Below are 13,421 nucleotides of genomic sequence, written 5' to 3'. Positions count from 1 at the left end.
GATCAGTTGGAAGCAGGCGCCAGCTCGGCATTGCCGTTCTGGCGGAAGGTAATCAGGGTCACCAGCAGGGCAAGTACGGCCAGCGCGGCGGCGGCCAGTGGCACGCTGGTCAGGCCGTAGCCGTGGGCGATGACGCTGCCACCGACCCAGGCGCCGAGGGCGTTGCCAACGTTGAAGGCGCCGATGTTCAGGGTCGAAACCAGGTTCGGCGCAGCCTTGCCGAAGGTCACCACGTTGACTTGCAGCGCCGGCACAGCGGCGAAACACGCGGTGGCCCAGAGGAACAGAGTGATCTCGGTCGGGATCAGCGCGACGCTGGTCCAGCTCAGCACCGTGGAAACCACGGCCATGGCGATGAACACGCCGATCAGCGTGGCGGCCATGCCTTTGTCGGCGAGTTTGCCGCCGATGATGTTGCCGACCGTCAGGCCCAGACCGATGAGCATCAGCGTCCAGGTCACGCCACGTGGCGACACACCGGTGACTTCCCCAAGCAGTGGGGCAACGTAGGTGAACAGGGTGAACACCGAGGCGGCGAACAGCGCGGTCATGCTCAGCGACAGCCAGATGCCGGCGCCTTTGAGCGCGGCCAGTTCGGCGCGCATGTCGAGTTTCTCTTCGTCACGCTTGGCCGGCAGGAAGCGGATCAGGCCGATCAGCGCGATCACACCGATGACGGTCACCGCCCAGAAGGTCGAACGCCAGCCGGCTTCCTGACCCAATGCGGTGCCCAGCGGTACGCCGAGCACGTTGGCCAGGGTCAGACCGGTGAACATCAGGGCGACCGCGGAGGCACGTTTGTTCGGCGCGACCAGATTGGCCGCCACCACCGAGCCGATGCCGAAGAACGCGCCGTGACACAGCGCGGTGACGACCCGGGCAAACATCAGCACGTTGTAGTCGCTGGCGATGGCGCAGAGCAGGTTGCCGACAATAAAGATGCCCATCAACGCCACCAGCGCGGCCTTGCGCGGCAGCTTCGCGGTGGCCAGCGCCATGAACGGAGCACCGATGGCCACGCCCAGGGCGTAACCGGTCACCAGCCAGCCGGCGCCGGGAATCGACACGCCGAGGTCCGCCGCCACGTCGGGCAGCAGGCCCATGATGACGAACTCGGTGGTGCCGATGGCGAAGGCGCTCAGGGCGAGGATGAGAAGCGAAAGGGGCATGCAGGTTTCCTTGTCGGCTGGCTGACGTTAAGGGTCAGAGCTCTTTACTGAGGGTGCTGAGAAACGCCTGGATGACGTCCTCGTTACGTTTGAAAAAATGCCACTGCCCGGCCTTCTGGCTGCTGATCAGACCGGCCCGTTGCAACGTTGCCAGGTGTGCCGACACGGTCGATTGCGACAGGCCGCAACGCTGATCGATCTGCCCGGCACAGATGCCGTACTCGTGGTTGTGCAACTGCTCGGGGAATTCGCCTTTCGGGTCTTTCAGCCAGTTGAGGATGTCTCGCCGTACTGGGTGCGCCAGGGCTTTTATTATTTCGTCGAGGTCGAGGTTCATGGCTTGGGCTCGTGGTGGCAGTAGCGATATATCGCGATGGAGCGAACTTTAAATCGTTGGATCGCGATATACCAATATGAATTCGGTCTGACGAACGCATAAATCGCTATATCGGGTTATAACGATATGAGGGTGCTGGAGGAGCGAGCGCAGTGCTAAGCTGCGCCCATGAACTATCTCGCGCATTTGCATCTCGGCGGCCAGCGCCCCGGTCAGTTACTCGGCAGCCTGTATGGCGACTTCGTCAAAGGGCGGCTGCAAGGCCAGTTCGACCCGGAAGTGGAGGCGGCGATCGCCCTGCATCGGCGCATCGACGTCTTTACCGATCGCCATCCACTGGTCGACATTGCTTTGGGACGCTTCAGCGAAACGCGGCGGCGCTATGCCGGAATCGTCCTCGATGTGTTTTTCGATCATTGCCTGGCGCGGGACTGGACGCTGTATGCCGACCGGCCGCTGGAGCAGTTCACCGCAGACGTCTATCACGTGCTGTCCCGTGAACGGCAATTGCCGGAACGGCTGGCAAAGATCGCCCCGCACATGGTCGCTAACGACTGGCTGGGCTCGTATCGCGAATTCGATGTGCTGGAGCAGGTGCTGCGCGGGATCTCGCGGCGCCTGACCAGGCCGGAGGAATTGGCCGGGGCAATGGCGGAGTTGCGGCGGTTGTATGAGCCGTTGAGTGAAGACTTCAGCCTGTTTTATCCGCAACTTCAGGATTTTGCGCAAAACTCTGATCCGCTGAAGATCTGAATGTGGGAGCGAGCCTGCTCGCGAATGCGGTGTCTCAGCCAATATAGATGCTGAATGGCACGACGCCTTCGCGAGCAGGCTCGCTCCCACAGGGGATTTGTGTTTTCAGGCGGCGATCAAATCGCCTGCGCGACGCGGTTCGGCAGGTTTCGCCACCTCACCAAACAACACCTTCTGCACCGCCTGCTGCGCTTCGAACGCCAGCGCCGCACGCTCGCGGCCCTGACACTCTATTGGCTTGAGCAGATGCACTTCGACGTCGCCGCAGTCATGGCTGAACAGGCGCATCAGGTGCGAGAGCAGGTCATCGTCACCAATGAACGGTGCGAGCGTGTCGATTTCGCCGTCACGCAGATAACGGATCGCCACCGGTTGCAGCATCACTTCGGAATCGATCGCCGCCGAGAGCAGGCGACCATGAAAAGTGCGCAGCGAACGGCCATCGGTGGTGGTGCCTTCAGGGAACATCAGCAGTGCATGTTCGGTTTGCAGATGGCGGGTCATTTGCTTGCGGATCAACTGACTGTCGCCCGACCCACGGCGGATGAACAGGCTGCCGGCCTTGGCTGCGAGCCAGCCGGCCACCGGCCAGGTGCGCACTTCGGCCTTGGACAGAAACGACAGCGGCGTGAGCATGCCCAGCAGCGGAATATCGGTCCACGACACATGATTGCTGACCCACAGCATCGGCTGTTTTGGCAGCTCGCCATGGACCCTCACGCGAAACGGCAGGGCATTGCTCAGCCGCGCCATGAAGAAGCGCGACCAGCGCTGGCGCCGCTCCATCGAGTGGGCCAGACCGATGCGTTCGAACACGCCGAACACGCTGGCCATGGTCAGGCCCAGTGTCACCACCAGCAGCACTCGCGCGATTCGCGCGTACACCCGCAACCGGCTCATCACACCGCCGCCTTGAAGTGTTTGGCGTAGCGCGGGCAGAGTTCGTCGCGCTTGAGCAGGATGAACACGTCGGCCACCTGGAAGTCTTCGTCCCAGCATGGCTCGCCGCAGATCTTCGCACCGAGGCGCATGTAGGCCTTGAGCAGCGGTGGCATTTCGGCGATGACGTTGGATGGAATATCCAGCGTCGGCAGCGGATTTTTCGGCTCGGCGCGCAGGTGTTCGGTGCACAGATAACGCTCGCGCAGACGCTGCATGATCGCGTGGGCCTGAATGCCGCCGTCCTGCATCGGGATGCTCGCGCAACCCATCAGGTAGCTGTAGCCGCCCTGATTGAGCACTTCGGCCAATTCGCCCCAGAGCACGGCGATGGTGCCGCCGTTGCGGTACGCCGGATCGACGCAGGTGCGGCCGATTTCCAGGATCGGGCCTTGCAGATGGGCGAGGCCGTGCAGGCTGAATTCTTCTTCGCTGTAGAACTTGCCGAGGCTGCTGGCGGCGGTGTGATCGAGCAGACGCGTGGTCGCTACCAGGCGCCCGGTGTTCAGATCACGCACGCCGATGTGGCTGCAGTGAACATCATAATCATCCATGTCCAGACCCAGTTCCGCGCCTTTGAGTTTGGCGTTGAACTCGCCGCTGAAGACGGCGAAGCGCAGGGCCTGGGCTTGCTGCAAGGCTTCGGCGCCGATCAGGCGTTCGGCTTGCAGGCGGCGTTCATTGCCGGTGTCGCTGATGCGGGCGATTTGCGTCATGTGAATCTCCGTACGGGCCTTTAACCCGTCGTGGGTTGCAGCCGATCGACTTTCTTTATGCAGCCGTGTTGTGCAAAGTCAGGCTATGTAGCCCCGGTGTCATCGCCATGAACGTTCGGTGATGCTTATATGACAGCCCACAAGGAGGCGCCCATGCCCTGGACAGATCTGTTGCACCGCCGTGAACGCTTGCCCGCCGTTGCTGATCTGGCCGAGGGTTTTGCAACGTTGTTGCAGGCGCTGGGCAACGTCACGCCGTACGAATTGGCGGTGGCTGGCGGGCGGCGGATGGCCACGCCGGGGCTGGCGTTTCTGGTCGGTTATCAGGCGGCGCTGCGCATGTTGTGGCCGAGCGCGCCACTGAGCCTCGGCGCCTTGTGCGCGACCGAACAACGCAGCCTGCGCCCGGCCGATATGCAAACGCGGCTGAAAGATTTGCGCTTGAGCGGGCGCAAGGATTTCGTCACCGCAGGCGACGCCGCCGATTGGTTACTGGTGGCTGCGCGCAGTGAGGAGCTTGACGAAGCACCGCGCCTGAGTCTGGCGGTGGTGTATCCCGGCGAGCCCGGCGTTAAGGTGGAAAAACTGCCGGCGTTGCCGTTGATGCCGGACATCAGCCACGGTAGCCTGCACCTCGACGGCGCCCTGTGCGAACTGCTCGCCGGCGATGGCTGGGACGCCTACGTCAAACCGTTTCGCAGTCTTGAAGATGTCTACGTGCTCAGCGCCATGACCGCGTGGTTGTACGGCGTCGGCCAGGACAACGACTGGCCGCAGGCCCTGCAATTGCGTTTGCTGGCGCTTCTGGCCGGGTGCGCCGAGGCCAGCCGGCAAGCGCCGAACAATCCGGCCGGGCATGTCATGCTGGGCGGGTTGTTTGCGCAGTTTGAATCACTCAAGACCGAGGTAGATCAGGCGTTGGTGCAGGGTGATCCTGCGTGGGCAGCGATGTGGCAGCGTGATCAAGGCGTGATGCAATTGGCTGCAGGGGCCCGGGCCAAGCGCTTGGCCAAGGCTCTTGCGTTGGCCTGACTGGCCTCATCGCGGGCAAGCCCGCTCCCACAGGTTTCAAACGTGTTCATGAAATGTGTGTTCACTTGGGACCCCTGTGGGAGCTGGCTTGCCAGCGATGGCAATTTCATGGACGACCAACATCTAAAATTTGTCATAAACCCTGACTAGGCTCAGCAGGTTCATTCCCAGAGCGCCCACCATGTTCAAAGGCCTGTCGCTGTTCCTGCTGCTGATCAGCCTCACCGTCCGCGCCGAACAATGGCCCGGCGAGCAATGGCCTATCGCCCCACAGATCACCGGCCCGGCTGCCCTGGCACTGGAAAACTACGCCTTCGCGCCCCGCAACGACGTCACCCGCCAGGGCATCCGCACCGACGCCTTGCTGATCATCCGCGACGGCCAGATCATCTACGAACGCTACGCCGCTCCGACCACTGCACAGACACCGCATCTGACCTGGTCGATCAGCAAAAGCCTGCTGGCCGCTGTCCTCGGCGTGGCCTATGGCGAAGGCCGGTTCAAGCTCGACGATCCAGCGCTGAAGTTCTACCCGGCGCTGGAAAAACACCCGGCGATCACCCTCGGCCATCTGCTGAACTGGGCCTCCGGTCTGGATTGGCAGGAAGACTACGAATACGCCCCGCTGAAATCTTCGGTGGTGGCGATGCTCTACACCCGCGGCCATCGCGACATGGCCGCGTTCACTGCGGGCCACGACGCCTACGCCGCAGCGGGTCAGGCTTTCCGTTATTCCAGCGGTGACAGCAATCTGCTCGCCGCCGCCCTGAAAACCATGGTCGGCCCAGAGCGTTACGCCGATTACCCGTGGACAGCATTGTTCGAACCGTTGGGCATTCGCCACGCCGTGTGGGAAAGCGATGCCAGCGGTACCTTTGTCGCCTCGTCCTATGCCTATCTCACCGCGCGGGATCTGGCGCGGGTCGGTCTGTTGATGGCGCGGGGCGGGCGCTGGAACGATCGGCAGTTGCTGCCCGAGGATTGGGTGGCATTCAATCTCAAGCCCTTTGCTGGCTACAAGGCGCAGCAGGACGAAGCCGTGCCCGGCGGACATTGGTGGCTCAATCGCCCTGTCGATGGCACACCATCACCATGGCCCGACGCCCCACCCGACACCTTCGCCGCCCTCGGCCACTGGGGCCAGGCGCTGTATGTGATGCCCAGCGAGAAACTGGTGATCGTGCGTTACGCCGATGATCGAGATGGCAGCTACCAGCACAATGAATTGCTCAAACGCGTGTTGCAGGCGGTGCGGCCATGAAGCGCTTTCTATTGTTGCTGTTGGTCGTGCTGCTCGGTTGGGGTTGGTATGAACGGGAAAACCTCTGGGCTTTCCCGGACATCATCAGCGCCTACACCGCCAAGGAATATTGCTCGTGTCGTTATGTGATGAACAACGATGCCGGGTATTGCCGTGGTTATGTAAAGCAATGGCTGCCAACCAGCGGTTTTACCGATGATGTTTCCAGCAAAACCATCACCGTCAGCGGTATGGGCCGCAGTAACAGCGCGCAATGGCTGAGCGAACGCCAGGGCTGTCGCCTGAATCCTTGAATTATCTGGTCTCCCCTGTGGGAGCGAGCCTGCTCGCGAAATCGTCGCAAGCCGCAATACATGCTGTGCGGGGAGCATTGCATTCGCGAGCAGGCTCGCTCCCACAGGGCTTGCAATAACTTGGCGGGCGGTTAAGGTTCGTGCAGGTTTATCGCCCCCACGAGTGTTCAATGTTCAACCGCTCCCTCTATACAACCTTCGCCAGTCTGCTGTTGACCGCCGCTGCACTGCCGGCCCAGGCCAATTGGTACCTGGACGGCGAGTCGTCGCGGCTGTCGTTCGTCAGCACCAAAAATGCCAGCGTGTCGGAAGTGCAGCGCTTTCTGGTGCTGCACGGCAAGGTCGACCCCAACGGTCGCGCCGAGGTCGAAGTCGAGCTCGAATCGATCAACAGCGGCATTCCGCTGCGCGATGAGCGCATGCGCAAGGAGCTGTTCCAGATCGAGCAATTCCCTTCGGCGACCATCACCACCCAGATCGACTTGCGCCCGATTAACGATCTGGCGCCCGGCGCGCAGTTGGAATTGCGCCTGCCGCTGACCGTCAGCCTGCACGGCAAGCAGCACGAATACCCGGCCGAGTTGCTCGCCACGCGTCTGGATGATCGGCGCTTTCAGGTGGTGACACTGGAGCCGCTGGTGATCAACGCCGAGGATTTCGATCTGGCGCCGGGCCTGGAAAACCTGCGCAAACTCGCCGATCTGTCGGCGATCAGTCTGTCGGTGCCGGTGGGTGCGGTGCTGATTTTCACGGCGCGCTGACATGCGCGGTGCGGTGTTTCCCTGGCGTGACGGCAACCGTTTCGAACTGTTGATCGACGGCCCGCAGTTCTTTCCGCGCATGCTCGAGCACATCGCTGGAGCTACAGAACAGATCGAACTGGAGCTGTATCTGGTCGAGGCCGGCGCCTGCGCCGAAGCCATCGTCCAGGCGCTGGTCGCGGCGGCCGAGCGCGGAGTGCGCGTGCGTTGCCTGTTCGATGATTACGGCAGCCTCGCGTTTACGCTGCATCTGCGTCAGCGTCTGACCCAGGCCGGGGTCGAGCTGCGTTTCTACAATCGCCTGAGCTGGCGGCGCTGGGTCGGCAATTTCTATCGTGACCACCGCAAGTTGCTGCTGGTCGACCAATGCCTGGCAGTGGTCGGCGGCACCGGCGTGACCGATGAATTCTGGACGCCGGGCCATGATGTCAGCGAGTGGCACGAAGTGATGGTCGAGATCAGCGGCCCATTGGTGATCGATTGGCAATTGCTGTTCGATCGCCAGTGGATCGCCAACCGTTACCGCCGCGCCTGGCGTCCGGCCGCGCATTTTGGTCTGCCGCGTCTGCCCCGCGTACCAGACAAGGGCGAGGGCATGGGCCGCGTGGCCTACGCTGACGCCCGCCAGCACCGGGACATTCTGCAATCGCTGTTTCGCGCGCTGAACAGCGGGCAAAAACGCATCTGGATGGCCACGCCGTACTTTCTGCCTACCTGGAAAATCCGCCGCTCGCTGCGCAAAGCCGCTGCACGCGGGGTCGATGTGCGGCTGTTGCTGACCGGGCCGCGCACCGATCACCCGTCAGTGCGCTACGCCGGGCACCGCTACTACCCGCGCCTGCTTAAGGCCGGGGTGCAGATCTTCGAATACCAGCCGTGCTTCCTGCACCTGAAAATGGTTCTGGTGGACGAATGGGTAAGCATCGGTTCGTGCAACTTCGATCACTGGAATCTGCGTTTCAATCTGGAGGCGAACCTGGAGGCGCTGGACCCGGCGTTGACGGCAGCGGTGGAGGCGAGCTTTGTGAAGGACTTCGGCTTGAGTCAGCTGGTGAGTCTGGAGGAGTGGCAGCGCCGACCGTTGTGGCGGCGGGTCAAGCAGCGGGTGTGGGGCTGGGTGGATCGGTTGGTGGTGAATATTCTCGACCGTCGCGGATAACCACGATTTTGAATACACCCTGAATCCAATCTGGTAGCGAGCCTGCTCGCGAAAGCGGTGTGTCATTTGATCGTTCCCACGCTCTGCGTGGGAATGCCTCTAGGGACGCTCCGCGTCCAGTGATGCGGAGCGTCACGGGCTGCATTCCCACGCGGAGCGTGGGAACGATCAATGTGGGATCGGTGTTACAGCAATTCAAAGCTCTGCTGCGTCACCGCCTGCGAATCCAGGCCGATCTGCACGTTGAACTTGCCAGGCTCGGCTGCGTATTTGAGCTGGGCGTTGTAGAACTTCAGGTCTTCCTCGGTGATGGTGAAGTGCACGACTTTCTGTTCGCCGGCCTTGAGCATGATCTTCTGGAAGTTCTTCAGTTCTTTCACCGGGCGGATCATCGAACCGGTGACGTCCTGGATGTACAACTGCACCACGGTTTCGCCGTCACGCTTGCCGGTGTTCTTGACCATGACGCTGGCGTCGAGCTTGCCGCTGGCGTTCAGGGTGGTCGATGACAGCGCCATATCGCTCAGGGCGAAGGTGGTGTAGCTCAAGCCATAACCGAACGGAAACAGCGGGCCGGTGGTGTCATCGAAATACTGCGAGGTGTAGTTGCCCGGTTTGCCCGGAGTGAACGGCCGGCCGATGCTCAGGTGGTTGTAGTAGGTCGGGATCTGGCCCACGGAACGCGGGAAAGTCACCGGCAGTTTGCCCGACGGGTTGTAGTCGCCGAACAGCACGTCGGCAATGGCGTTGCCGCCCTCGGTGCCGCTGAACCAGGTTTCCAGAATCGCATCGGCCGACTGGTTCTCTTCGAGAATCGTCAGCGGACGGCCGTTCATCAGCACCAGTACCAGCGGTTTGCCAGTGGCTTTCAACGCACGGATCAATTCGCGCTGGGTTTCCGGGATGTTCAGGTCTGTGCGGCTCGAGGATTCGTGGGACATGCCACGGGACTCGCCGACAGCGGCGACGATCACGTCAGCATCCTTCGCCGCTTTCACCGCTTCGTCGATCAGCACGCTGGCCGGGCGCGGGTCATCGACCACTTCCGGGGCGTCGAAGTTGAGGAAGTTCAGGTAGTCGAGGACCTTCTTGTCGCCCGTGATGTTGGCGCCACGGGCGTAGATCAGGTTGGCCTTGTCGCCGATCACCGAACTCATGCCGTCGAACAGGGTGACCGATTGCGCCGGGCGCCCGGCGGCGGCCCAGCTGCCCATCATGTCGATCGGCGCTTTCGCCAATGGACCGACCAGCGCGATTTTCGCGTCTTTCTTCAGCGGCAGGGTTTCGTTGTGGTTCTTCAGCAGCACCAGACTGCGACGTGCCACTTCGCGGGCCTCGGCGCGGTGCAGGCGGCTCTCGGCGTAGGTGTCGGCCGGATCATCCTCGGCCTTGCCGATGCGCAGGTACGGGTCCTTGAACAGGCCCATGTCGTACTTGGCCGCGAGGACTTCGCGCACAGCGTTGTCGATGTCTTTCTGTTCGATCTCACCAGACTTGAGCAACCCCGGCAGTTCTTTGCCGTAGAGGGTGTCGTTCATGCTCATGTCGATGCCGGCCTTGATCGCCAGCTTCGCCGCTTCGCGACCGTCGCGCGCGACACCGTGCTTGATCAGTTCGAAAATCGCGCCGTGATCGCTGACTGCCAGACCTTTGAAGCCCCAGTCCTTGCGCAGCAGGTCGTTCATCAGCCAGGTGTTGGCCGTGGCCGGAATGCCGTTGATCGAGTTCAACGCCACCATCACACCGCCAGCGCCGGCATCGATCGCGGCGCGGTACGGCGGCAGGTAATCCTGGTACATCTTCACCGGGCTCATGTCGACGGTGTTGTAGTCGCGACCGCCCTCGACCGCGCCGTACAGGGCGAAGTGCTTGACGCTGGCCATGATGCTGTCGGCGGCGCTCGGGGTCTCGCCCTGATAGGCCTTGACCATGACTTTGGCGATGCGCGAGGTCAGGTAGGTGTCTTCGCCGAAACCTTCGGAACTGCGGCCCCAGCGTGGATCGCGGGAGATATCCACCATCGGCGCGAAGGTGATGTCGAGGCTGTCGGCGGCGGCTTCTTTAGCCGCAACGCGACCGGACTGGCCGATGGCGTCCATGTCCCAGCTCGACGCGAGGGCCAGCGGAATCGGGAAAATCGTACGGTGACCGTGGATCACGTCGTACGCGAAAAACATCGGAATCTTCAGGCGGCTGCGCATGGCAGCGTCCTGCATCGGACGGTTTTCCGCGCGGGTGATCGAGTTGAACGTGCCGCCGATGTTGCCGCCGGCGATTTCCTTGCGGATCAGCTCGCGGGGCATTTCCGGGCCGATGCTGATCAGGCGCAACTGGCCGATCTTCTCGTCGAGGGTCATTTGTTTCATCAGGTTGCTGATGAAAGCGTCCTTGTTTTCCAAAGGTACCGGGGTCGTGGCGGCCAGTACCTGATGACTGGCCAGGCTGACGAACAGACCCAGCAAACACAGCTTCTTCATGAATTTTTTCTCTAGAGCCCAAACGGTGATGCAACACCGGCCAGCCAAAATGTAGGGAGCGACTATTGTTGTTCGGATACCAGCGCAAAATCCTGAGCCGGAAAACCGCAGCCGACAGCGGCAACGTGAACGCGAAGGGCACTTTTTAGCCGATTAGCCCGTCGCATGCCAGTGGCGGCGCCGATTATGCCCCAACCGCTGGCCGGGAATGCCCAGCGCTCGGTTTTTAAATCAAATGTGTCATGGAGCATCACTGCAATGAATATCAGCTCAACCTCCCGTTCACGGTTACAGATCGCCACGTTGCTGGTGTTCGCCACGCTGTTGACCGCGTGCGGCATCAACAATATCCCGACCCTCGACGAACAGGCCAAAGCCGCCTGGGGCCAAGTGCAGAACCAGTACCAGCGCCGTGCCGACCTGATCCCCAATCTGGTGGAAACCGTGAAGGGCTACGCGGCCCACGAACAGGAAACCCTGACCGCCGTGATTGAAGCGCGAGCCAAGGCCACCTCGATTCAGGTCGATGCCAGCACCCTCGACAATCCCGAGAAGCTCAAGCAGTTCCAGCAGGCGCAGGATCAACTGACCGGCGCATTGAGCCGCTTGATGGTGGTCTCCGAGCGCTACCCGGATCTGAAGGCCAACCAGAACTTCCTCGCTCTGCAATCGCAACTTGAAGGCACGGAAAACCGCATTGCCGTGGCGCGCCGCGATTTCATTCTGGCGGTGCAGAAGTACAACACCGAGATCCGCACCTTCCCCGGTCGCCTGTGGCACAGCGTGATGTACAGCGATCTGCCGATGCGCGAGACCTTCGAAGCCACCACGCCCGGCGCGGAGAAGGCCCCGGAAGTGAAATTCTGACTCGAGGTCGCCCATGCGTGTGTTGAAACTAAGCCTGGTGCTGATGCTGTGGCTGTTCGCCGTCAGCGCCCGGGCCGAATTGACCTTTCCGCCGCTGAGCGGGCGCGTGGTCGATCAGGCGCAAATGCTCGAGCCATCGATTCGCGCGCAACTGAGCCAGCAATTGCAGGCGCACGAGCAGGCCACCGGCGAGCAATTGGTGGTGGTCACGCTGCCGGATCTGCAGGGCACCACCATCGAGGATTTCGGCGTCCAACTGGGTCGGCACTGGGGCATCGGCCAGAAGGACAAGAACAACGGCGCCTTGCTGATCGTCGCCCGTGACGAGCGCAAACTGCGCATCGAAGTCGGCTATGGCCTGGAGGATCGCCTGACCGATGCGCAGTCGTCGGTGATCATTCATCAGGTCATCACGCCGGCGTTCAAGGCCGGCAACTTCAGCAAAGGCATCAGCGATGGCGTTGCGGCGATGCTGGTGGTGCTCGGTGGCAATCCGCTGGACGAACCGTCGACCGTGTATGAATCCAGCGGCGACCCGGCGGATGATTTCATCTCGCGGCACCCGGCGCTGTTCATGTTTCTGGTGATGTTGTTCATCGTGACGGTGTTTGTCTGCCAGATGCTCGGTATCCTGCCTGCCGGCCGGGGCGGCTCCGGAGGAGGGGGCGGCTTTGGCGGTGGCGGCGGATTCAGCGGCGGTGGCGGTGGCGGCTTCAGCGGTGGCGGGGGCAGTTTCGGCGGCGGCGGTTCGTCCGGCGGCTGGTGAGATCAAAAGAATAATGAGCAGGCACTTTTCGACATGGCATTACTGACTGAACACGAACAACGCAAAGTCGCCGAGGCCATCGCCCGGGTCGAGCGCGACACCGACGCCGAACTGGTCACGGTGCTCGCTGCCCGTGCCGACGATTACGCGTACATCCCGCTGCTCTGGGCCAGCCTGCTGGCGCTGGTGTTGCCGGGCATCGTCCACTACCTCACCGGCTGGCTGACCCTGCGCAGTCTGCTGCTGGTGCAATGGGGCATGTTCATCGTCCTGTGCCTGCTGTTTCGTCTGCCGAAAATCACCACGCATCTGGTCCCGCGCCGTGTGCGCCACTGGCGCGCCTCCAACCTGGCGCGGCGGCAGTTTCTCGAACAGAACCTGCACCACACCGTGGGCAGCACCGGCGTGCTGATTTTTGTCTGCGAGGCTGAGCGCTATGTGGAAATTCTGGTGGACGAGGGAATTTCCAAACGGCTGGACAACAGCAACTGGGACGCGATTGTCGCGGCGTTTACCGAACAGGTCAGGCAGGGGCGCACGCTGGAAGGGTTTGTCACGTGCGTGGAGGCGTGTGGCGAGTTGTTGAAGGTGCATGTGCCGGTGACGCAGGTGAGGAATGAATTGCCGAATCGGTTGGTGGTGTTGGGCTGAAAAACCCTCACCCCAGCCCTCTCCCAGAGGGAGAGGGAGCCGACCAGGGTGTTCTGTCGAGTTCCGCCGACCTGAAATGCCGAGTCGAAATCAAATCCTGACAGCCATAGCCGACTCGGTCGTTCAGGTCGATGTCGAGCGCAAGACACCTCGGTCGGCCCCCTCTCCCTCCGGGAGAGGGCTGGGATGAGGGGCTTCTGGACCGTTGGGTAAATAAGACGGTGTCCCCAACCCCCATCC

At 62.0% G+C, this 13,421-nt stretch carries 14 protein-coding genes; 9 read left to right on the top strand and 5 right to left on the bottom strand.

The window, feature by feature from the left end; all coding sequences use genetic code 11:
- Positions 1 to 2: 2 nt before the first annotated feature.
- Positions 3 to 1,169 carry an MFS transporter gene (locus tag D8U82_RS06250; protein WP_016771328.1) on the bottom strand — a complete coding sequence of 389 codons (1,167 nt, stop codon included), beginning with the start codon at positions 1,167 to 1,169 and terminating at the stop codon, positions 3 to 5.
- A gap of 34 nt (positions 1,170 to 1,203) precedes the next feature.
- A complete protein-coding gene (locus D8U82_RS06245; protein ID WP_016771327.1) occupies positions 1,204 to 1,506 on the bottom strand; it encodes a metalloregulator ArsR/SmtB family transcription factor in 303 nt (100 codons plus the stop codon).
- A gap of 168 nt (positions 1,507 to 1,674) precedes the next feature.
- Between D8U82_RS06245 and D8U82_RS06240 the strand changes: the two genes are divergently transcribed.
- On the top strand, positions 1,675 to 2,259 hold the full coding sequence (locus tag D8U82_RS06240) for an ACP phosphodiesterase (protein WP_130887065.1): 585 nt from the start codon (positions 1,675 to 1,677) through the stop codon (positions 2,257 to 2,259).
- Positions 2,260 to 2,364: 105 nt separating this feature from the next.
- Here the strand turns inward: D8U82_RS06240 and D8U82_RS06230 are convergent, their stop codons facing one another.
- Together D8U82_RS06230 and olsB are read right to left on the bottom strand one after the other, a co-directional pair.
- Positions 2,365 to 3,159 (bottom strand): lysophospholipid acyltransferase family protein, encoded by a 795-nt coding sequence (locus D8U82_RS06230; protein WP_130887064.1) that lies wholly within the window; start codon positions 3,157 to 3,159, stop codon positions 2,365 to 2,367.
- Positions 3,159 to 3,914, bottom strand: a complete 756-nt coding sequence (olsB, locus tag D8U82_RS06225) for an L-ornithine N(alpha)-acyltransferase (RefSeq protein ID WP_016771324.1) — start codon at positions 3,912 to 3,914, stop codon at positions 3,159 to 3,161. Before olsB ends, D8U82_RS06230 begins: the two co-directional genes overlap by 1 nt.
- A gap of 153 nt (positions 3,915 to 4,067) precedes the next feature.
- On the opposite strand from olsB, the gene D8U82_RS06220 reads away from it, so the two are divergent.
- From D8U82_RS06220 to D8U82_RS06200, 5 genes are all read left to right on the top strand, one after another.
- Positions 4,068 to 4,946 carry an acyl-CoA dehydrogenase family protein gene (locus D8U82_RS06220; RefSeq protein WP_130901888.1) on the top strand — a complete coding sequence of 293 codons (879 nt, stop codon included), beginning with the start codon at positions 4,068 to 4,070 and terminating at the stop codon, positions 4,944 to 4,946.
- A gap of 181 nt (positions 4,947 to 5,127) precedes the next feature.
- Positions 5,128 to 6,207, top strand: coding sequence for a serine hydrolase (locus tag D8U82_RS06215; protein WP_130887062.1), 1,080 nt, complete (start codon positions 5,128 to 5,130; stop codon positions 6,205 to 6,207).
- On the top strand, positions 6,204 to 6,500 hold the full coding sequence (locus D8U82_RS06210) for an amidase (RefSeq protein ID WP_130901887.1): 297 nt from the start codon (positions 6,204 to 6,206) through the stop codon (positions 6,498 to 6,500). The genes D8U82_RS06215 and D8U82_RS06210 overlap by 4 nt, the downstream gene beginning before the upstream one ends.
- A gap of 170 nt (positions 6,501 to 6,670) precedes the next feature.
- Positions 6,671 to 7,261: a YceI family protein gene (locus D8U82_RS06205; protein WP_130887060.1), complete on the top strand. Its 591-nt coding sequence runs from the start codon at positions 6,671 to 6,673 to the stop codon at positions 7,259 to 7,261.
- Between the two features lies 1 nt (position 7,262).
- Positions 7,263 to 8,420, top strand: coding sequence for a phosphatidylserine/phosphatidylglycerophosphate/cardiolipin synthase family protein (locus tag D8U82_RS06200; protein WP_056783426.1), 1,158 nt, complete (start codon positions 7,263 to 7,265; stop codon positions 8,418 to 8,420).
- A gap of 185 nt (positions 8,421 to 8,605) precedes the next feature.
- Here D8U82_RS06200 and bglX read toward each other — a convergent pair whose 3' ends face one another.
- Entirely contained in the window at positions 8,606 to 10,897 is a 2,292-nt protein-coding gene (gene bglX / locus D8U82_RS06195; protein WP_130887059.1) for a beta-glucosidase BglX, read from the bottom strand.
- 258 nt (positions 10,898 to 11,155) lie between these two features.
- Here bglX and D8U82_RS06190 point away from each other — a divergent pair, with 258 nt between their 5' ends.
- The 3 genes from D8U82_RS06190 to D8U82_RS06180 are packed head-to-tail and all read left to right on the top strand — an operon-like array spanning position 11,156 to position 13,181.
- Positions 11,156 to 11,764, top strand: coding sequence for a LemA family protein (locus tag D8U82_RS06190; protein ID WP_024011957.1), 609 nt, complete (start codon positions 11,156 to 11,158; stop codon positions 11,762 to 11,764).
- Positions 11,765 to 11,777: 13 nt separating this feature from the next.
- Positions 11,778 to 12,530 (top strand): TPM domain-containing protein, encoded by a 753-nt coding sequence (locus D8U82_RS06185; protein WP_130901886.1) that lies wholly within the window; start codon positions 11,778 to 11,780, stop codon positions 12,528 to 12,530.
- 33 nt (positions 12,531 to 12,563) lie between these two features.
- Positions 12,564 to 13,181, top strand: coding sequence for a TPM domain-containing protein (locus D8U82_RS06180; protein WP_024011959.1), 618 nt, complete (start codon positions 12,564 to 12,566; stop codon positions 13,179 to 13,181).
- The last annotated feature ends 240 nt before the right edge of the window (positions 13,182 to 13,421 follow it).

Source organism: Pseudomonas sp. Sample_23 (genome assembly GCF_004307595.1).
Taxonomy (GTDB): domain Bacteria; phylum Pseudomonadota; class Gammaproteobacteria; order Pseudomonadales; family Pseudomonadaceae; genus Aquipseudomonas; species Aquipseudomonas atacamensis.
Note: the sequence above shows the minus strand (reverse complement) of the source record. Positions and strands in the feature narration are given on the sequence as shown.

Bases quoted from the DNA above. Each gene is read 5' to 3' on its own strand.
- D8U82_RS06240 (WP_130887065.1), top strand. From the start codon at position 1,675: ATGAACTATCTCGCGCATTTGCATCTCGGCGGCCAGCGCCCCGGTCAG.
- D8U82_RS06200 (WP_056783426.1), top strand. From the start codon at position 7,263: ATGCGCGGTGCGGTGTTTCCCTGGCGTGACGGCAACCGTTTCGAACTG.
- D8U82_RS06230 (WP_130887064.1), bottom strand. From the start codon at position 3,159: ATGAGCCGGTTGCGGGTGTACGCGCGAATCGCGCGAGTGCTGCTGGTG.
- D8U82_RS06205 (WP_130887060.1), top strand. From the start codon at position 6,671: ATGTTCAACCGCTCCCTCTATACAACCTTCGCCAGTCTGCTGTTGACC.
- D8U82_RS06220 (WP_130901888.1), top strand. From the start codon at position 4,068: ATGCCCTGGACAGATCTGTTGCACCGCCGTGAACGCTTGCCCGCCGTT.
- D8U82_RS06245 (WP_016771327.1), bottom strand. From the start codon at position 1,506: ATGAACCTCGACCTCGACGAAATAATAAAAGCCCTGGCGCACCCAGTA.
- D8U82_RS06210 (WP_130901887.1), top strand. From the start codon at position 6,204: ATGAAGCGCTTTCTATTGTTGCTGTTGGTCGTGCTGCTCGGTTGGGGT.
- bglX (WP_130887059.1), bottom strand. From the start codon at position 10,897: ATGAAGAAGCTGTGTTTGCTGGGTCTGTTCGTCAGCCTGGCCAGTCAT.
- D8U82_RS06190 (WP_024011957.1), top strand. From the start codon at position 11,156: ATGAATATCAGCTCAACCTCCCGTTCACGGTTACAGATCGCCACGTTG.
- D8U82_RS06180 (WP_024011959.1), top strand. From the start codon at position 12,564: ATGGCATTACTGACTGAACACGAACAACGCAAAGTCGCCGAGGCCATC.
- D8U82_RS06185 (WP_130901886.1), top strand. From the start codon at position 11,778: ATGCGTGTGTTGAAACTAAGCCTGGTGCTGATGCTGTGGCTGTTCGCC.
- D8U82_RS06250 (WP_016771328.1), bottom strand. From the start codon at position 1,169: ATGCCCCTTTCGCTTCTCATCCTCGCCCTGAGCGCCTTCGCCATCGGC.
- olsB (WP_016771324.1), bottom strand. From the start codon at position 3,914: ATGACGCAAATCGCCCGCATCAGCGACACCGGCAATGAACGCCGCCTG.
- D8U82_RS06215 (WP_130887062.1), top strand. From the start codon at position 5,128: ATGTTCAAAGGCCTGTCGCTGTTCCTGCTGCTGATCAGCCTCACCGTC.